Annotated in this window: 10 protein-coding genes; 3 read left to right on the forward strand and 7 right to left on the reverse strand. The window is 67.1% G+C overall.

Annotated elements, in window-relative coordinates:
• The first annotated feature begins 5 nt into the window (after nucleotides 1-5).
• Nucleotides 6-761: a DeoR/GlpR family DNA-binding transcription regulator gene (locus ACSQ2G_RS11015; RefSeq protein WP_436030790.1), complete on the forward strand. Its 756-nt coding sequence runs from the start codon at nucleotides 6-8 to the stop codon at nucleotides 759-761.
• A 195-nt stretch (nucleotides 762-956) separates the two neighbouring features.
• Here the strand turns inward: ACSQ2G_RS11015 and ACSQ2G_RS11020 are convergent, their stop codons facing one another.
• The 6 genes from ACSQ2G_RS11020 to ACSQ2G_RS11045 form a co-directional block, all read right to left on the reverse strand.
• The gene (locus ACSQ2G_RS11020) at nucleotides 957-3878 is read right to left on the reverse strand and encodes a TonB-dependent receptor plug domain-containing protein (RefSeq protein ID WP_436030792.1); all 2922 of its coding nucleotides are present in this window, start codon (nucleotides 3876-3878) and stop codon (nucleotides 957-959) included.
• Between the two features lie 540 nt (nucleotides 3879-4418).
• Nucleotides 4419-5408, reverse strand: coding sequence for a LacI family DNA-binding transcriptional regulator (locus ACSQ2G_RS11025; protein ID WP_436031948.1), 990 nt, complete (start codon nucleotides 5406-5408; stop codon nucleotides 4419-4421).
• Nucleotides 5409-6103: 695 nt separating this feature from the next.
• Nucleotides 6104-7063: an alpha/beta hydrolase gene (locus ACSQ2G_RS11030; RefSeq protein ID WP_436030794.1), complete on the reverse strand. Its 960-nt coding sequence runs from the start codon at nucleotides 7061-7063 to the stop codon at nucleotides 6104-6106.
• Nucleotides 7064-7184: 121 nt separating this feature from the next.
• Nucleotides 7185-9878, reverse strand: coding sequence for a glycoside hydrolase family 3 C-terminal domain-containing protein (locus tag ACSQ2G_RS11035; RefSeq protein ID WP_436030795.1), 2694 nt, complete (start codon nucleotides 9876-9878; stop codon nucleotides 7185-7187).
• A gap of 94 nt (nucleotides 9879-9972) precedes the next feature.
• On the reverse strand, nucleotides 9973-11517 hold the full coding sequence (locus ACSQ2G_RS11040; RefSeq protein WP_436030797.1) for a tryptophan halogenase family protein: 1545 nt from the start codon (nucleotides 11515-11517) through the stop codon (nucleotides 9973-9975).
• 72 nt (nucleotides 11518-11589) lie between these two features.
• A complete protein-coding gene (locus ACSQ2G_RS11045; protein ID WP_436030799.1) occupies nucleotides 11590-14550 on the reverse strand; it encodes a TonB-dependent receptor in 2961 nt (986 codons plus the stop codon).
• Nucleotides 14551-14863: 313 nt separating this feature from the next.
• Here ACSQ2G_RS11045 and ACSQ2G_RS11050 point away from each other — a divergent pair, with 313 nt between their 5' ends.
• Nucleotides 14864-15550 (forward strand): SapC family protein, encoded by a 687-nt coding sequence (locus tag ACSQ2G_RS11050; protein ID WP_436030801.1) that lies wholly within the window; start codon nucleotides 14864-14866, stop codon nucleotides 15548-15550.
• On the forward strand, nucleotides 15547-16581 hold the full coding sequence (locus ACSQ2G_RS11055; protein WP_436030803.1) for a cupin-like domain-containing protein: 1035 nt from the start codon (nucleotides 15547-15549) through the stop codon (nucleotides 16579-16581). Before ACSQ2G_RS11050 ends, ACSQ2G_RS11055 begins: the two co-directional genes overlap by 4 nt.
• A gap of 35 nt (nucleotides 16582-16616) precedes the next feature.
• Here ACSQ2G_RS11055 and ACSQ2G_RS11060 read toward each other — a convergent pair whose 3' ends face one another.
• On the reverse strand, nucleotides 16617-18695 hold the full coding sequence (locus ACSQ2G_RS11060) for an alpha-L-arabinofuranosidase C-terminal domain-containing protein (protein ID WP_436030805.1): 2079 nt from the start codon (nucleotides 18693-18695) through the stop codon (nucleotides 16617-16619).
• Between the last annotated feature and the right edge of the window lie 79 nt (nucleotides 18696-18774).

Below are 18774 nucleotides of genomic sequence, written 5' to 3' on the forward strand. Positions count from 1 at the left end.
CGACCATGACCAAGCGACAGCTGCGGCAACAGGCGATCATCGCCCGCGTCCAGGCGGCCGGCGCCTATGCGGTTCGCGACCTAGCCCAGGAACTTCAGGTCTCCGAGGAGACCATCCGCCGCGAACTCAAGGTGCTGGAGGCCGGCGGCGCCATCTCCAAGGCCCACGGCGCGGTCAGCCTGCCGTTGGGCGCCGTGGAGGGGCCTTTCGAGCTGCGGCTGCGGGAAAACGCCGAAACCAAGCAGCGCATCGCTCGGGCCGTGGCCGGCCTGGTTCCGGAGGGCGGCATCGTCCACATCGACAGCGGCACGACCAGCTACTACGTCGCCAAGGCCCTTCGCCAGCACAAGTCCCTGACCGTGATCACCAATTCCGTGGCGGTCAGCGCCGAGCTTGGCGGGCGCAACGGCAACAGGGTCTTCCTGTCGGGCGGCGAACTCGACTACCAGTACAAGGCCTTCTTCGACCATCGCAGCTGCGAGTACCTGGCCCAGTTCACCCCCACCCTGGCGGTGCTGTCGGTGGGGGCGATCAGCCGCGACCAGGGCTTGATGGACTTCCATTCGGGCGAGGCGGCGGTCAACAGGATCGTCTACGGCAAGGCGCGGACGGTGATCCTGGCCGCCGACGCCACCAAGTTCGACCGCTACGGCCTGATCCGCACGGCGCAACTGACCGACGTCGACGTGCTGGTGACGGACCTGCCCTTGACGCCCGACTATACGGAAGCCTTCGCCCATGCGCGGATCGTGATCGCCTGACCGGAGTGAGGGCGCGATGGATCTCAAGGATATGGACGGATCCGCAACTCGCTAGACGGAGTCGATCGTCCCGAGGCGGCTACGGCCGTAGTCGCTATTTCGGGAGCCCCTCGTATCCGGCTGTGCGGCCTGGCAAACGTCGCCGCGCCGCCGACGCCGCCCTTCTCGAGGGCGACGCCGACGGGCGCCACGGGATCAGAACTTGAAGCGAACGCCGGCGCGGTACATCCGGCCGACGATGTCGTAGAGGGCCGGGTTGGCGTAGTTTGGCGACTTGGCCGGTTCACGGTCGAACAGGTTGTCGATCTTGAAGTAGGCGGTCACATCCTGGCGGACGTTATAGGTTCCGCCGACGTCCATGTAGAAGGCGCCGGCCATGAAGTTCTTGTCGATCGTCGGAGCGTTGGCCGTCGAGACAGGGCAGGCGCCGGGAGCGCAGACGACATACTGGTTGCCGAAGGTGCCGTCGGTGAACCAACGCTCCTGCACCGTCAGGCTGAAACGGTCGCCCTCATAGGTCTGGATCGCCAACCACTTCCAGTTCGGCGTGGAGCCTTGGTTCACGCCCGCGGAGTCGACCGGGACCGTGCCGGGCAGCCCCGTGTCCGTGATGAATTCACGGATGTGGGTGGCCAGGGCCCGCAGGGTGAAGTTGCCCGACAGGCCCAGGGGTTGCTGCCAGCGATAGCTGGCCTCGATGTCGAAGCCGCTGGTCTTGATCGATGCCAGGTTGAAGGCCTGGACGTTGATGAAGTTGCGTGCGGCAGGTTCGGCATTGAGGTTAAAGGCCCCGCAGGTTTCCGGCAGGATGTTGCGATGGCAGTAGTCGACGATCTGGTCAGCGCCCAGGCTGGAGACGACGTCGTCGACCTTGATCTTGTAATAGTCGACCGACGCGCTGAAGCCGGGCAGCCACGGCGGATTGGCCAGAACGACCCCCAACTGGGTGTTGCGGGCGATTTCCGGCGTCAGGTTGGGGTTGCCGACGGCGTTCTGGATCGCCACCACGCTCCTGTTGTTGGCGGGATCGAAGAAGTTAGGCAGGGTGGTGGTGACGGGCGCCGCGAACAGTTCCGACAGGTTGGGCGCGCGCACGTCGCGCGAGGTCACGCCGCGCAGGCGCAGGCCCTTGATGGGCGTGTCCCAGGTGCCGCCGGTCTTCCAGGTCCAGACCGTGCCCGAGGTGCTGTAGTCGGTCACCCGCGCCGCGGCGTTGAAGTTGGCGCGGCCGGCGGTGTCGTTGTCGAACAGCGGCAGGTCGACTTCCAGATAGGCTTCCTTGACGTTGTAGGCGCCGTTGCCGTTCTTGTAGTTGCCCGCGTGCCAGTTGTTGCCGAGCGTCGACATCAGCGGGTCAGCCGGATAGGCGCCGTTGTTGGGGCTACGATCGGCGACACCGGCGCCGTACGGGTCGGCGCGGACGGTGTAGAATTCCCGGCGATATTCGGCGCCGAAGGCCACCGACAGCGGACCGGCCCACAGGTCGATCGGCGCGCCCGAGAAGTTCAGGCTGGCGACGTCCTGGGTCATGCGCAGACGCTGGAACGGACCGGCCTCCGGCTGGACATAGGCCAGGGCCGCGGCCGAGGGCGGCTTGCCGCCGAAGATATTGAGCGGCTGGCAGCCGCTGGCGCGCGCCACCGGATCGGCGCAGACGATCGCGCCGTTCAGCGTGGTGGCCTGGATCGCCTGGTTGAAGCGCGGCGTCAGCAGGATGTGATCAACGTCGATGGCCGTTTTGTTGACGCCATGCTCGTAGTAGGCGTCATAGGTCCAGTCCTTGTTGAAAAGCCCGAACTTGCCCTTTAGGCCGCCAACCACGCGATACTGACGGCGGTCGGTGTGAACCTTGGTGTTGGGCAGCACGGCGTTGCTGGTGCCGTACTGGAAGCTGGTGATCCCCGCCGTCGCGCAAGCGGCTTGAACCGAGGCCGGGACGTAGGGGTTGGAGCATTGCAGCGTCAGGCCGGTCTTGTTCATGCCGTTGACGGGCTGGTTGCTGGTCTCGACCTGACCCAGATTGAATGAGAGGTAAGCCTCGTTGTTCTCGGCGAAGTCGTAACCCACGCGTCCATAGGCGACCTTGCGCTCGATCTTGGACTGCAGCGTGCGGCCGCTGTCGACGTTGCCCGACAGGTCGCCGCCCACGCAGGCGCCCGGGAAGCAGCCGGTGACGGCGCCGTTGGCGGCCTTGGAAGGCACGCCGCCCGAGCCATACTGGAACTGGAAGGGTTGGCCGTTCTGGTCGAAGGCGATGCCTTGCAGGGGGCCGGCGGAGATCAGGCCGTACTTGGTATAGGCGTATGGCTGGACGTAGTCGCGCACCACATATTGCGGCGAGCCGTCGTTGGTAACGTTGCGGTTGATCATCGTCGTCTGGGTGAACCAGTCGCGATCACCCGCCAGATCCACGCCGAAGTCGCCCGGTCCAACGCCGTTTTCCTTGGCCCACTCCACGCTGCCGACCACGCGCAGGCGATCGCCGGCGAAGCTGCGGCCGCCTGCCAGTTGCACCAGGCCTTGTTCGTTGTCGTTGTACTTCGAGATGCCGGCCTGAACGTTGCCTTTCAAACCGGTGAACTTGGTGTCGGTGATGAAGTTGACGACACCGCCCACCGCGTCGGACCCATAGGAGGCCGAGGCGCCGCCGTTGACCACGTCCACGCGCTGGATCAGCAGTTGCGGAAACAGGCTGACGTCGGTGACGCCGGTGTAATAGGCCCCCACCACGCGCTGGCCGTCCAGCAGGGTCAGGGTGCGGATCGTGCCCAGGCCCCGCAGCGAGAACGAGCTGAGGCCCTGCTGGCCGCTGGAGGTGCTGAAGGTGTTCGTCGTCGAGCCGCTCGAACCCTGCAGCGACGGGAGCTGGACGATGGTGGCGAAGACGTTGGGCTGGGCGTTGTTCTGGATCTGGGACTCGCCGATCACCGATGTGGGCGTCGGCGCGGTGAAGCCGGTAGTCTGGATGCGTGTGCCCGTGACGACGATCTCGCTGACCGTGGCGGTCTCCGGCGTCGCCGCCGGTGCGGGAATCACGGTCTGCGCCAGAGCCGGCGCGGCGATCAGGCTGACGAGCAGGGCGGCCGCGCCGGCCGAACCGAAAGCCTCGCGCCTCATTTGCCGGACTAAACGGTCGCCGGCGACCGACGTGGTCGCCAGGTTCTTCCTCGAAACGTCGACGCTATCGGCGCGCAGACTCGAAGGCTCAGTGCCCTTTGAAAACATTTCCATCCCTCCCTAGAGCGCCGTTGATCGGCGCGATTTGACGCCCTCCCACGGGGCTGGCCCGTCAGATGGTAGCGTTATCGTAAAATTTGGTAAGTCCGCCGTTCCTTGGAGTCAATACTCCGACATAATAAGGTTGAAACTACCGACAACCGCGCCGCGACAGCGTTGAAACCGCCTCATTCCAGCCAAAGGTCGCGAAAAAACCGCCGGGTGCGGCGACACCACAGAGGCTGATTTGGTCATGGTAGCGTTATCTATCCGCGCGGCTCCGCCTAGTCGTGGGGCGCGGGGAGTGGACAGGGCGATTTTTCCGCGAATCGACGGCCGCTATCGGCTTTTTGGCCGTCAATCTGGGGTGGTAGTGCTCTTGGGCGATGAGCGCCTGTCCAGATTTGGCTCATCGAAGACGGGGGAGGCGCCGCCTTCCGTCTAGAGGCGCGCGGTCGACAGACGCGTGATGATCTGGTGATCGAGCACCCGGTCGCGTTCGCTGGGCGGTTCGACGCCGGAGATCCGGGCGGCCAGCAGGCCGAGCGCCTCGGCCGCGAGCTTGCGAACCGGCTGGTGGACCGTCGTCAGGGGCGGCCAAAGCGTGACCGCGGCCGAAGTGTCGTCGAAGCCGACCACGGTCAGTTCGCCCGGCACGTCGAGATGCCGTCTATGGGCGACCGACACCACGGCGGCGGCCATGTCGTCGTTGCTGGCGAAGATCGCCGTCGGGGGCGGGGTGGCGTCGAGCAGTTGCTCGGCGGCGGCCAGTCCCGAAGTGAAGCTGAAATCGCCCTGGGCGATCGCCGTCATGACGCCATCAGCTTGGCGCACGGCCGCGTAGAATCCCGCCAGGCGTTCGGCGCTGGCCGCCTGGTCGGGATTGCCCAGGATGAAGCCCAGGCGGCGATGGCCAAGATCGATCAGCTGGCGCGTCAGCTCATAGGCGGCGCGACGGTCGTCGATGCGCACGCAGATCGCGCCCTCGACGTCGTAGGCCCCCACGGCGGCCATCGGCAGCCGCGCCTTGCGAAGGACCTGGAGCACGGCTGGGGACTCGCCGAGCGGGGGCGCCAGGATGACACCGGAAACGCCGGACGCGATCAGGCTTTCCAGCGCCTCGGGCTCCGGCGGCCGTCCGCCTTGGCCGCCCTTGACCAGGATCAGGTGAGCCCCGCGTATCGAAGCTTCCTCGTACACGCCCGTCAGGAAATCGCTCATGAAGGCCGCGCTGGGGTTGGAGTAGATCACTCCGATCCTGAGTTCGGCGGAGGTCACCAGGCTGCGCGCGGCGACATTGGGCGTATAGCCCAGCGCCTGAATGGCGACGGCCACCGCCGCCCGCGCGTCCGGTCCGACGCCCGGGCGGCCATTGATCACGCGTGAGACGGTCATCGGCGACACGCCCGCCTCGGCCGCGACGTCGACAATGGTCGGGCGACCGCCCCCTGCGTTTCTGGCCAATCCGTCGCCCCGTCACCGTCACGTCAAAACGCCACCTGGCCATTGCGCGATCCGGCGCAACCGCGATGGCCACCGATCTATAATCGGAGCCCGCCCTGCGTCCAGGGGACATTGTTTGCGTTAACATAGCCGCCCCGCGACGACGGCGGGTGCTCAGGCGAGCGACCGGTGCGACAAGCCTGACTGGCGAGCCTTTCTCAGGCTCCGAGAGGAAGAGATTTTTAGTCGATCATGGCGTGATATTGGTTGGACAAATCCAAATATTCGAGTCAATGTTAACGCAACCATCGCCGCAAAGTGGCATAATTCAGGAAATCTGTTGTACAGGTTTTCTGAAACGCTTGTGGTCGCTCGGTTTTAAGATCGCCCCGTTTCCTTCCCCCTTGGGCGGTCTCGCCCGGGTCCGGATCGGCTTCATCGTCGTTTCCGGCCCGGGCGCCTCCTTTTTCCGCCAATCGCACCCAAGGCGCCGCCGCCGCGAGACTATCGCTCAGGCGATGGAAGGCCGCTTTCGACAAAGGTCGTCCCTTGCGCGGCGCGAGCGACGAGTCGGGGATCGCTTGAGGAAGGGGCAGTCGTCGCGCCAGGCGCCGCGACGCGGATCCCGAGCCGCGACGGCCGGAAGCCGCCGCGCTGGTCCGGCTCGGGCCCGTCTCACGACGTCAGGCTTTGGGCTTCAACATGCCGTGCATGCCGATCCAACGGACGTAGGCGTCGAACCAGCCGGTGCTCGTGGTGGTCTTCTGGTACATGCCGAACCCGTGGCCGCCCTGTTCATAGAGGTGGAACTCGACCGGCCGCTTGGCCGCGCGCCAACTGTCGATCAGCCCCACGCCGCCATGAGCGAAGAACGGATCGTCGGCGGCGAGGGCGACGAACATCGGCGGCGCTTCGGCCGGGACGGTGACCGGCGAGAGCGGACCGTAGATCAGGCCGATGAAGGCGGGCTTGGCGTCGTCTCCGGCCAGGGTGGTGGCCAGGGTCAGCATGGCGCCGGCGGAGAAGCCGATCATGCCGACGCGGTCGGGGTCGATCCTCCATTCGACCGCCCGCTGGCGGACCAGCGCGAACGCGGCGCGCGAGTCGGCGATCTGCGGAGCCAGTCCGGCCATGGCGGCCTGTGGATCGAGCCGCGGGGGCCGCGCGGTGGCCGAGAACATCTCGGTCATCGACCGCTCGAAGCCCGGCATGTCCGGCGGCGTCGGGTTCAGCCTGTACTTCAGCACGAAGGCGGCCACGCCCTTGTCGGCGAGAGCGCGGGCGACATCCCAGCCCTCGTTCTCCATCGATAGGGTGCGGAACCCGCCGCCGGGGGCGACGATGACCGCCGCCCCGGTCGCCTTGGCTGGATCGGGCAGGAAGGGCGTCAGCGTCGCGACCGTGACGTTGCGGGCGAAGAGGCTCTTGTACTGGCGATGCCAGGATTCCGGCGACGTCGCGCCGGGCAGCGCGCCGGTGCCGAGCTCGATGGCGTTCGGTTGGGCGGGGATCGGCGTGGGGACCATCTTGTCGTCCTGCGCCTGGGCCCCGGTCGCCAGGGCCAGGGCGAGGCCGACCGCCGCCAGGCCCGCGCGAAGGGATCCGCCGCGACCATGAGGTTTCTCGAAGCCGTTGGATTTCATGACATTCCTCCTGTGCTGTTCAGTCCCGCGCTCACCAAGGTGTCGCGAGTTCATGGTCGTCGCTGCGTCGAAGACGATCGCGTCCCGGGCGCTGACGGCCGGGGCGCGATCGTCCATCGGGTTACTTCGCCACCGCCACGGCCGTATCGACCGCGAACTCCGCCGAGCGGCTCGCCGCGCCGGTGTCGGGCTGACCCGAACCGACGCTGACGCGATACCGCCCCACGCTGACGCGGCGCTCGCCGTCGAGATCGACGGAACTGAGGTCGCGGGGTGAAAGCGCGAAGCTGACCTCCCGAGTCTCGCCGGGTTTCAGAGCCACCCGCTGGAAGCCACGCAGGGCCAGGCGAGGCGCGCCGGGCGTCTGGGGAAAGTTCAGATAAAGCTGGGCGACCTCTTCGCCGGGGCGAGCGCCGGCGTTCCGGATCGTCGTGGTCACGCGCACGCCTTGGCCGGCGCCCTTCGCCGCGGGCTCGACCTTGAGCGGCCCGTAGTCGAAACGGGTGTAGCTGAGGCCGTAGCCGAACGGATAGACCGGCGCGCCCGCGAAATAGCGATAGGTCCGGCCCGCCATGGCGTAGTCGTCGAACGAGGGCAGATCGTTGGTCGAGCGATAGAAGGTCAGCGGCAGGCGCCCCGCCGGATTGGTCTTGCCGGTCAGGACGTTGGCGATCGCCAAGCCGCCGGATTGGCCGGGGTACCAGGCCTCCAGCAGGCCCGAGGCGTTGTCCTTGGCCCAGGAGAAGTTCAGCGGGCTGCCGTTCATGGCCACCACGATCAGCGGCTTGCCCAGGGCCTTGGCCTGTTCGAGCAGGGCCTGCTGGTCGGCGGGAAGATCGAGCGTGGTCTTGTCGCCGCCCTTGAAGCCGGGGATCTCGACAGGGGACTCCTCGGCCTCCAGGTCGGAGGTCAGGCCCACGACCGCCACCAGCACGTCGGCCTTGGTCGCGGCGGCCTTGAGCTCGGCGGTCGGATCGTCGGCGATGCGTTTCCAGATCAGGCTGACGCCGGACAAGGCGTGCGACTCCGAAGTGACCTCGATCGGATAGCGCCGGCCTTTTTCCAGGCGAAGAGTCTTCAGGGTCGGCAGGCTGGCCCAGCCGGCCTTGCGAAGGTCGGCGAACGGCTTGCCGTCGATCTTCAGCTCCCCGTTGAAGCCCGCCAGCCCCAGGCGATAGGTCCCGCTCTCGGGCGGAACCAGGAAGCCCGTCCAGACCACCCGGTGGTGGTCGGAGACGCTGGCCAGGTCCAGACTGCGGGCCGCGACGTCGGCCTCGACCCGCGTGACCACCGGCTTGTCGGCGTAGGTCATCTTGGCGACGGCCTCGCCGAACGTGCCGGGCGCGAACCGGGCCGGAGGGGGCTCGGCGGTGTTGAAATAACGCGCCAGCAGGCCCGCCTTGCCGTCAGGCGTGCGAAGGGCCTCGGTCGGCACACGATCGCCGTCGGTGAACGAGGCGCCGAACGGCGCGTAGGAGACCTGGGCCGCGGGCAGGGCGCGCCGCAGACCGTCGACCACCGAGATCGGCGGCGCCGACAGGGCCGAGGAATAGTTGCCGCGCAGCACGCGGGTGGCGTCGCCCAGGGGGCCGATCACAGCGATGCGCAGACCCGGCTTGAGCGGCAGCACCCCGTCGTTCTTCAGCAGCACCAGGCTCTTCTCGCTGGCGGCCAGGGCCAGGGCCTCGTGTTCGGGCGTCATCACCGCGCTGGGGGCCGCGCGTCCGTCGGCCCCGCCCTCGGCCGGCAAGTCGCCATTACGGAACCTGGCCGAGAACAGGCGCACCAGGGCCGTGTCGATCTCCGAGGTGGTGATCAGGCCGCGGTCCAGCGCCTCGCGATATCGTCCCGCCAGGCCGTCGGTGTCGGTCAGGGTCGCGCCGTTGCACTCGTCGTCGACGCCGGCCCGCAGCGCGGCGGCCACGGCGCTGGCCGCGTCGGGGGCGTATTTGTGATGATCGCTGATGTCCTTGACCGCGTCGCAGTCGGACACGACGTAGCCGTCGAACTTCCACGCGCCGCGCAGATGTTCCTTGAGCAGAAGATCGCTGGCGCAGGCCGGCTGGCCGTCGATGCGGTTGTAGGCGCACATGATCGAGCCGGCCCGGCCTTCGACGACGGCGGCCCGGAACGCCGGCAGATAGGTGTCCTCCAGGTCGTGGCGCGAGACGAAGACATTGGCGCCGTGGCGAGTGGATTCGGGGCCGCTGTGCACCGCGAAATGCTTGGGGGTGGCGACGATGCGCGGATGGTCCGGATCGTCACCTTGCATCCCCTGCACGAAGGCCACACCCATCCGCGCCGTCAGGAACGGGTCTTCGCCGTAGGTCTCCTGGCCACGACCCCAGCGGGGGTCGCGGAAGATATTGATGTTGGGCGACCAGGTGTTCAGGCCGGTCCCGATGCGCCCCATGCGGCCGGTGGCGCGCGCCAGGGTGTGCAGGTCCCGCATCTCGGTCCCGATCGCGCCGGCGACATCGTGAACCAGGGCGGGATCGAAGGTCGCCGCCAGGCCGATGGGCTCGGGGAAGTTGGTGGTGGGCAGGGCGCCCAGGGCGCCGTGCAGCGACTCCGTCCACCAATTATAGGCCGGCACGCCCAGCCTCGGGATCGCCGGCGCGGTGTTGAGCAACTGCTCGAGCTTCTCGTCGAGCGTCATCTTGCCCACCAGCGCCGCGGCCAGGCGATCGGCCTCGGCGCGTTCGGTCGAGGCCGGCGGCGAGGCGGGCTCGGCATGGACGGGCGGCGCGGCGGCCGCCAGCGCCGCACAAAGCGCCGTCGCCAAGCCGCATCGTCGCCAATTGGAGCTGAACATGTGAGCTACCTCGCGGATTGATCTGTTTTTCGGGGGAGGGCGGGAGGCAACGAGACGGAGCCGGCTCGTCCTTGGACGGACGAGCGGCGCATCTTCATACCGGCTGCAGGCCGTGTTCGACGATCTTGCGGATCAGGTCGCGATGGCGGGGCAGGCTGGCGCGCAGGCGCTCGGTCTGGGCCGCGGTTTCGCGCAGGGCCCGCTCGGCGATCGTCCGCTCGTCGGCCAGGGATTCCGGCTCGATCTCCGTGCGAAAGCCCATGCCGTAGAGGACGTACTGGTAGCTGGCCGCCGGAAAGACCTCGTCGGCCCGGTCGAACTCGTCGTATTGCCAGGGCGGCTGGTGACGCCACAGCAGGAGCAGGTCGGCCAGCCGGTCGGGGATGGTCTCCCGCGCCCGGTTGTCGCGCCAGAAGGCGGTGTCCGAGCGCTGGCTGAGCACGTAGTGCAGTTTCAGGAAGTCGATGATGCGGCCCCAGCGATAGTGCGTCGTGGCGTTGAAGCGCGCCGAGACGATGTCCATCACCTCGCGACAGGCGGGCATCTGCTCGGCGATCAGCTTGGCCGACAGCTCGATCAGCACGATGGCCGAGGCTTCCAGCGGCTCAAGGAAGCCCGCCGCCAGGCCCACGGCCACGCAGTTGCGCTTCCAGAAGGTCTCGCGATGGCCCGAGCGGATCGGGATCTTCCGGGCGGGAAGATCGCGGCCGGCGGGGCCGATATAGGCCCGCAACTCGCGCTCGGCGTCGTCGTCGCTGATGTGGCGGCTAGAATAGACGTGACCCGTGCCGCGGCGGGTCGGTAGGCCGATGTCCCAGATCCATCCGGCCGACTGGGCCGTCGAGATCGTATGGCTGGAGATCGGGCTGGTTTCGGTCTCGTAGGGAACCTGGATGGCGAGAGCCGTGTCGCAGAACAGGACGTCGCCGCACTCGCGGAACGGCACGCCCAGCGTGTCGCCCAGCAGCAGGGCGCGAAAGCCGGTGCAGTCGATGAACAGGTCGCCCTGGATCTCGCCGGCCTGTTCGGTGACGACGCCGCGGATGTCGCCGTCCTCGGTCATGGCGATGCTTTGCACGTCGGCCAGGACATGGCGCACGCCGAGCTTGCCGCAGCAATGACGCTGCAGGAACGGCGCGAACTTGCCCGCGTCGAGGTGATAGGCGTAGTTGGCCGCGCCCTGGTAGGGCGGGGCGGTGATGGTCTTGGGCGCCAGGCCTTCGTCGCACAGCCGCCCTTGGGGCGTGACCGCGTCGCAGAAGCTTTGCCCGCTTGCGCCGGCCAGCCAGTGGGGCGCGAGGTTCACCTGTGAGAAGCCCTGCGGCAGCATCAGCGGGTGGTAGTAGGAGTCGTCCGCCGCGCCGGTGGTCCAGCGCGCGAACTTCGCGCCTTGCTTGAACGCGGCGTCGCATTCGCGGAAGAAATCGGTCTCCGACACCCCGATCTTGGCCAGGCTGGTCCGCAGCGTCGGCCAGGTGCCTTCCCCCACGCCGATGATCGGCGTGTTGGGCGACTCCACCAGGGTGACGGTGAAGCCGGTCGCTTGTCGGGCCTTGTGCTTGGCGGCGATCAGGCCGGCGGTGAGCCAGCCAGCGGTTCCGCCGCCGACGATGACGATGTTCTTGACGGGGCGAACCATGGGACGAAACTTTTTGAGAAAGCGGCCGGGAAGGTCGACGAGCGACCCTCCCGGCCAAGTGCGGGAAGGACCCTAGAAGCGGAACCGCGCCCCGGCCGTGTAGCGCCGGCCATAGGCGAAGACGTCGAGCAGCTGGTTGTCGAACCGCCCGTGCGTGCTCTGAACCTCATTGGTCAGGTTTAGAGCCTCGAAGAACAGATTGATCTGCTTGGTCAGCGCGTAGCTGGTGCTGAAATCGATCTGCAGGTTCGGATTTTCGAACGTCGGCTCCGAACCGAAGGCGCCGGTGTTCTGGTTCTGGCCGAACTGGCGCAGGTACTCCTTGCGGTAATTGACGGCGACCCGCGCCTCCAGGCCGTTCTTGTCATAGAAGGCCACGAGGTTGGCGGAGTCCGTCAGGCCGGTGATCGCGAAGCCGCTCTGGGAGATGTCGGTGCGATCATAGGGCTTGTTGGTGTCGACCAGGGTGACGTTGCCGTTGAAGCCGAAGCCGCTGTCGCCGAACACGTGCTGCCAAGCCAGTTCGACGCCGCGCACGGTCGCCTCCGGCCCGTTCACCTGCTGGGTGACGCTGAACAGCGCCGGCTGGCCGGTGGTGGGATCGATCACGCCGTTGATCGTCTGACGCTGGGTGCCCCCGACGATGAAGTTGCTGACATCCTTGAGGAAGAAGTTGACCGACGCGTAGGAGTTGGGCTGGTAGTACCACTCCACCGCCGCATCGAAGTTGTCGGCCAGGTAGGGCTTGAGCGCCGGGCTGCCGCCGCTGCCCGTCAAGGCGCCGACCCGTTGGCCGGTCCCGACGCTGAGCACGGGCGTCAGCAGGTTGAGGCCCGGACGGGTCAGGGTCCGCGAGGCGTCCAGGCGCAGGTGGATGCTGTCGGTCAGTTCCAGCTTCATGTCGATGCTGGGCAACAGGTAAGAGTAGTTGCTCTTGGTCGAGACGGCCTGGGGCGCGCTCAGGGTCACCGTCAGCAGGGTGGGATCGCCGGCGCTGGGCGTGATCGCCGTGGGCAGCTGACCAAAGCCGTTGGCCGTAACGTGGGTGTTTTCTTCACGCACGCCGGCGTTGAAGTGGAACGGCATGCCGGCCACGTCGACGTCGAAATTGGCCTTCACGAACAGCGACCAGGTCTTTTCGGTGATGTCGCGGATGCTGCCGTTGTCGAGCGCCAGGTCGAACGCGCCGGTGAACTGGGTTCCGACGGTCCCGCCGCCATAGTTGAAGCCGGGAATGTTCTGGGTCTGCGGATTGCCCAGGCTGGTCAGGAACTGCTGGTAGGCGTGGGCGTCGAACTTCAGCAGGTACGGCGGCAGGGCGCCATCGAAGCCGGGGATGAAGTTCTTGGTGCTGACCTTGCCGGTGAACAGGCTGGCCGGAACCAGGACGCCGCCGTTGGGGCCCGAGGGGGGGCCGTAGCCAGGATAGGCCTGCCAGTAATTGTTGACGAAGGTGTTGCTCTGCTGGATCTGGTAGTGGTCTTCCAGGTAGGTGCCGCCGGCCTTGATACGGAAGCCTTCCTGTTCCCATGCGCCCGCGAACCGCAGTTGCTTGAGGACGTCGGTGTTTTCCTGGGCCTGGCGCACGGTGACGTGAGAGCCGATCACCGAGGTGTCGGCCCAGCGCGCGGCGTCGCCGTTGGGGCCGTAGCTGTGCAGCACCGGCAGCGTGTTCTTGCTGTCGCCGCCGATGGCGATGCCCAGGGACGGGCCGATGCCGAAGCCGTAGCCCACATCGGCGTTGTCGCTGCTGACGTTGCCGTCGGGGTTGCGCCAGCTCTTGGCGTAGCTGGCGTCGGCCTCGAATTTCAGGTGCTCCGACACGTCCCATTTGAGGTTCAGGCCGGTCTGGTTGGTCTGCAGGATGTTGTGATCGGTCCCGGCCGTAAAGTCGGTCTGCGAGCCGGCCTGGGTGAAGTCGACCGTGGTTCCATTCTGGTCCAGCTTGACGTTTCTCAAGTTGTCCTGGTTGAACCAGATGCCATAGCCGAAGTTGTCGGCGCGGACGTTCTGGCGCGAATAGTTGTCGTCCAGGGTGACCGTCACGCCTTCGGTCGGGCTCCATTGCAAGGCGATGCGACCGTCGATCCGTTCGTCCTTGGTGTAGACCTGGGTGGCGCCGGCCTGCTGCTCGAACCAGCCTAGGACGGTCTTGTTGGCCGTCAGATCGGCGCCCGTACAGGAAGCCGTCAGCTGGCACGGCCGGTAATATCCACCCGGCCAGCCGCTGACAAAGACGCGGTTGGTCTGGGTGTCGTGGCGCGTGTACATCGCATCGACCAGCACCCCGAACTTGTCGTCGGCGAAGGTTTCGCTGAACAGCGCGCCGATGGTCGGAACCACCTTGCCGGCGTCGTCCTGCATCGAACCAGAGGCGGTGAACGCCATGCGGCGGCCGGGACGGTCAAACGGCTTGGGAAACTGCACGTTGACCGTCGCGCCGATCGAGCTGCTCGACAGCGACACGTCCGGCGTCTTGAGCACGGAAAGGCCGCCGACGAAGTCGGCGCCGACGGTGCTGAAGTCCACCGAGCGCGTGCCCGTGGCCGTCGAAATCCGCCGTCCGTCATAGAGGGTTTCGTTGAAGTCGCCGCTGAAGCCGCGAACGGTGATGCCTGTCGGTTCGCCGCGGGGGCCGTCGCGCTGGATCGAGACCCCGGGCAGGCGCTGCAGTGACGCGGCCACGTTGGAATCGGGGAACTTGCCGATGTCCTCCGCCGAAATGGCGTCGACAACGCCCTCCGAGTTGCGCTTGATGTCGAGGTTGCGCTGCAGCGAGCCGCGCAGGCCCGTGACGACGACCTCTTCGACGACGCTCGCATCGTTAGATTGAGCCGGAGCCGACTGTTCGGCGGCCGGCGCGGCGACCGCGGCGGCGGTGACCATGGCCGTCTCGGTTCCGTTCTCGGCCGAGCGGGCCGCACTGGCCGTGCTCGCCAGCGTCAGCGCCAGAAGGCTCGAGGCCCCTACCAGAACGGCCTTTGAGCCGCGCCAACGGTCGCCTCTATTACTCTGATAATAATACCTGGACATTTTCATCTCCCCCTCCGGGTTCCATGGGATTGCCGATGGTCCGACACGAACGGTCGGTTCACGCGCGATCGCCGTAACGTCGCGAGTTCAAAGGACAAAGAGGGGTGTGTTCTCGCCGTGGCGATCTAGGCCCATCACGTTCCTCCCTGCGCATTTTTATTCTTATGGACCGACGCTAGCGCCAAAAGGTACCGGTATCAATATCTATTTGTCGGTGTAAATATGCACCCGTTGGACGGCGAGCTCGAAGGCCGCTATCGATCGGGATGAAGGCGGGCGATGCGATCCGCCGGCGACGCATGGGAGGGAAACGATGGCGACGAACCTGGAACTGTTGAACGCACAGCATCATGCGGGCTTGCGCCTGGGCGATCCGCCGACCGGTGGGCCGCACTTCGTCCAGGTTGTGGCGAGCGAGTTCGTGGCCGCCGCCGCCGTCTGCCCGATCTTCCTGACCAAGAACGCCGAGACGGGAAGCTTCTATGCCGGGGCGATGTTCGGTTTCGAGCCGGGCGAAAATCTGCTGCGTCACGAGGGAGCGGGTCGGCCGCTGTTCACGCCGCTGGATCTGGAACGCCTGGGCTTCTTCGTCACGTCGGACGGGGCCGTCGCCATCGATCCAGCCCATGGCCGATTCGCCGCGCCGCAGGGCGCGCCGCTGTTCGAAGCCGACGGCCGGCCGGGGCCGGCCCTGCGACGGATCCAGCACGTCCTGGCCCAGCTCGGCGCCGGCGTTCCCGAGACCGACGTCTTCATCCAGACGCTTGTCGCGGCGCGGTTGGTGGAGCCGGTGGATGTCGACCTGTCGTTCGACGACGGCCAGACCCTGAGCCTGGCCGGCCTCTACACCGTCAGCCTAGACGCTCTGGGCGAGTTGGAGGACGCGGCCGTTCTCGACCTCTTCCGGCGGGGCTATCTGCAGCTGATCTACGCCATGAACGGCTCGCTCAGGCAGGTGTCCAGCCTGGCGAAGCTTCGAAACGACAAGATCACGGGATGAACGACCAGGCTTCGCCTGACCTGCGCAGGATCGACCCAGCCGCGATCAGCGAGGCCGGACCGGCCGGGTTCGCTTCGGCGGTGACAGCCGATTGCCAGCCGGTCCTGTTGCCGGGCCTCTGTCGCCATTGGCCCGCGGTCGAGGCGAGCGGGCGTGGCTGGGCGGCGTTGTCGACCTATCTCGCGCGGTTCGATGCGGGCCGGAGCGGACAGGCGTTCATCGGAGCGCCGTCGATCGCGGGCCGCTACGACTATGGCGACGGCCCGGACGGATTCAACTTCGAGCGCGCTTCCCTGACCCTGGCCCAAGCGCTTGAGCGCATCGGGGAGGCCGCCGCCGACCCCAGCCTGGCGAGCGTCTATATGGGTTCGCTGTCGGCCGACGATTATGCGCCGGGATTCGCCGCCGACAATTCGCTCGACGTCCTGCCGCCGTTGGCCAGGCCGCGCCTGTGGCTGGGCAACGCCAGCCGCGTGGCCTGCCACTATGACAGCTTCGACAACCTGGCCTGCGTCGTCGCCGGACGCCGGCGATTCACGCTCTATCCGCCCGACGCCATTGGCGATCTCTATGTCGGGCCGATCGATCACACCCTGGCGGGTCAGCCGACCAGCCTGGCCGCCGGGGCCGCGCTGGGCGACGAGCGCTATCCGCGGTTCGCCGCCGCCGCGCCGCGCGCGATTGTCATCGAGCTCAAGCCCGGCGACGGTCTCTACATTCCCAAGCTCTGGTGGCACCAGGTGGAGGCGCTCGAACCGACCAATCTGCTGGTCAATTACTGGTGGGACGCCTTCGCCGCCGGGCCCGACGCGCCCTATGTCACCATGATGCTGGCGATGATCGCGATCGCCGAGCGCCCCCTGGCCGAGCGACAAGCCTGGCGCGCCTTTTTCGACCACTACGTCTTTCGCCCGCGAGGCCATCCGCTGGCCCACCTGCCAGCCGAGCGCCACGGCCTGCTGGGGCCGCTGGCGGGCGGGAACTACGGCCGCATCCGGGCGCTCGTCATGAAGATGCTGCGGGGCGGCTAAGGCGCCGGCCACTGACGTGGTCGACGCCTGGCCCGCTACCGCTTGGCGGAGTCGATCGGAAACTCGAACACCGTCGCCGAAATCGGCGAGACGACGAGGCTGGTTCCCGGACGCGGCGCCGGGCTCTGGGTGATAGCGACGCCCGCCGGGGCGCCGACCTTGTTCGCGGCCTTCAGCGACGCGCCGCTCAGCACCCATTTGTGGCCGGCGCTCCTCAGGGCCAGCGACTTCAGGTCAAGCTTCAGGGTCTGGGGCGTGGATGTCGGATTGACGACGCCGATCCTCAAGGTCTTGCCGTCCGGGCTCAGGCCCGCGATCACGTCGAGCGGATAGGTCGGGCTTCCCGCTCGCACCTTCGGGTGATTGTAGCCGACCGGATAGCGCGGCTCGGGTTGAGGCGCGTCACCCTGCACCGTCACCGGAACGACGCCCGCCCCGAAATGCTCGCCATAGAGCTTGAAGACCTGGCCGGTCGTGTTGAGAACCGCGGCGGTGGGGGCGATGTCCATGGTCGAGGCTCCGGTGGTGAAGGCCGCCATGGTCAGGAAGTCGGTATGGCGGAGCATCTCCTGCAGGACCATGGCGTAGGCCAGGGCCGACTTGAGGTTCACCTCGCCGAAATAGGCGTACTCGTCGATGGACAGGAAGATCTTCTTGTCCTTCATGGCCGGGAAGCGCTGCTGATAGATCTTCCACTGCTCGGCCTTCATTCGAACCTGGTTGGAGGGTGAGCGCGCATACTCCATCAGCTCGGCGTCGGCGGGCGCGTTGGGCCGGACTTCCGGCTGATCGTACCAATGCTCGGAAATGCCGTCGAAATTGCCCCAGGCCTTGGCCAGCAGGCCGCCTGTCCAGTCCCATTCGGTGCCGAACTTGGGCGCGACGCTCTCGAGAGAGGCGTTTTCCTTGGTGCCACGCGGATGGCCCTGGTCGGGCATCGCCCCCGAGCCGATCAGGGTGATGGTCGGATCGACGGCGCGCATCGCCTCGGCGAAAGCGTTGTGCTTGAGCATGAAATAGTCGAGCGAGGTCTTGCCGATCTGCCACCAGCCGTAGGGTTCGTTGCCGATGTTCCAGAACTTCACGCCGTACGGCTCCGGATGGCCGTTGGCCGCCCGCCGCGCGCCCCAAGTGCTGGTCGCCGGGCCGTTCAGATATTCGACTTCCTCGGCCGCCGAATTGGCGTCGCCGAGGCCGGCGTTGACCGTGACATAGGGCTCGACACCGATGATCCTGGTCAGGTCCAGCCATTCGTCCATGCCGATGTCGTTGGGCTGCATCGCGCTCCAGGCGTGGTCGAACATCGGCGCGCGCTTGTCGCGCGGCCCGATCGCGCCATGCCAGTCCCAGTCCGACAGGAAGTTGCCGCCGGGCAGGCGCCACATGCCCGAATTGAGCGAGCGTGCGATCGCCGAGGTGTCGGCGCGCCAGCCGCGGATGTTGTCGGCGGGCATCAGCGAGACCGCGCCGACGCGAAACGACCCCGAACCCAGGCCGGTGATCTCCAGTCGCGCGTCGGCGGCGTCGACGGTCGGCGTGAAGCCGATCTCGGCCCGGCGCCAGTCGCCGCCGGGGGCGGGCAGGGCGACGACCTGACGATCGTTCGGGCCGGGTCCCCAGACCAGCGCCGCTTCCACCTTCGCGCCGGGATCGCCCGCCAGCAGCAGATAGCCGTCGTAGCGTTTGCCCTTGGCCACGCCGATCCCGGATTGGGAGAAACCTTTGCGCACCGCCGGATCGACGACGACCACGGGGCTTTGCGTCCCGACATACGGAGCCTTGGCGTCCATGGTCACCGCGGTGTCTCCGCCGATCGGCCGCCACTTGCGATAGCTGACGCCCGGACGGCCCTCGGCGTTGAGCGGCGGCGGCTTGTCGAAGGCAGGCGCGACGACGGGGTAATAGAACTTCCGATCGTCGAGCATTTCCGCCCACAGGGTGCGCGCCACCAGTCCGCCGATGGGCTCGATGAACATGCCGTATTCGTATTTCGTGACCGGGGCGGCCCGGCTGGCGCCGTCGATGGCCACCTTGACCGGGGTCGCAGCCGTCACCGCCGTCGAGGCGGCCATCGTCCAGCCGACGCAGGCGGCCAGCATCAATCCGTGTCGCATCCAGATTCTCCCTAATTTACTCTGTCATTTGACGCCAAGCCGCCTCGTGGAAGCGACGCGGCGCCTTGCTCTGGCGAGT

The sequence above is a fragment of the Caulobacter sp. LjRoot300 genome, from assembly GCF_964253875.1.
Lineage (GTDB): Bacteria > Pseudomonadota > Alphaproteobacteria > Caulobacterales > Caulobacteraceae > Caulobacter.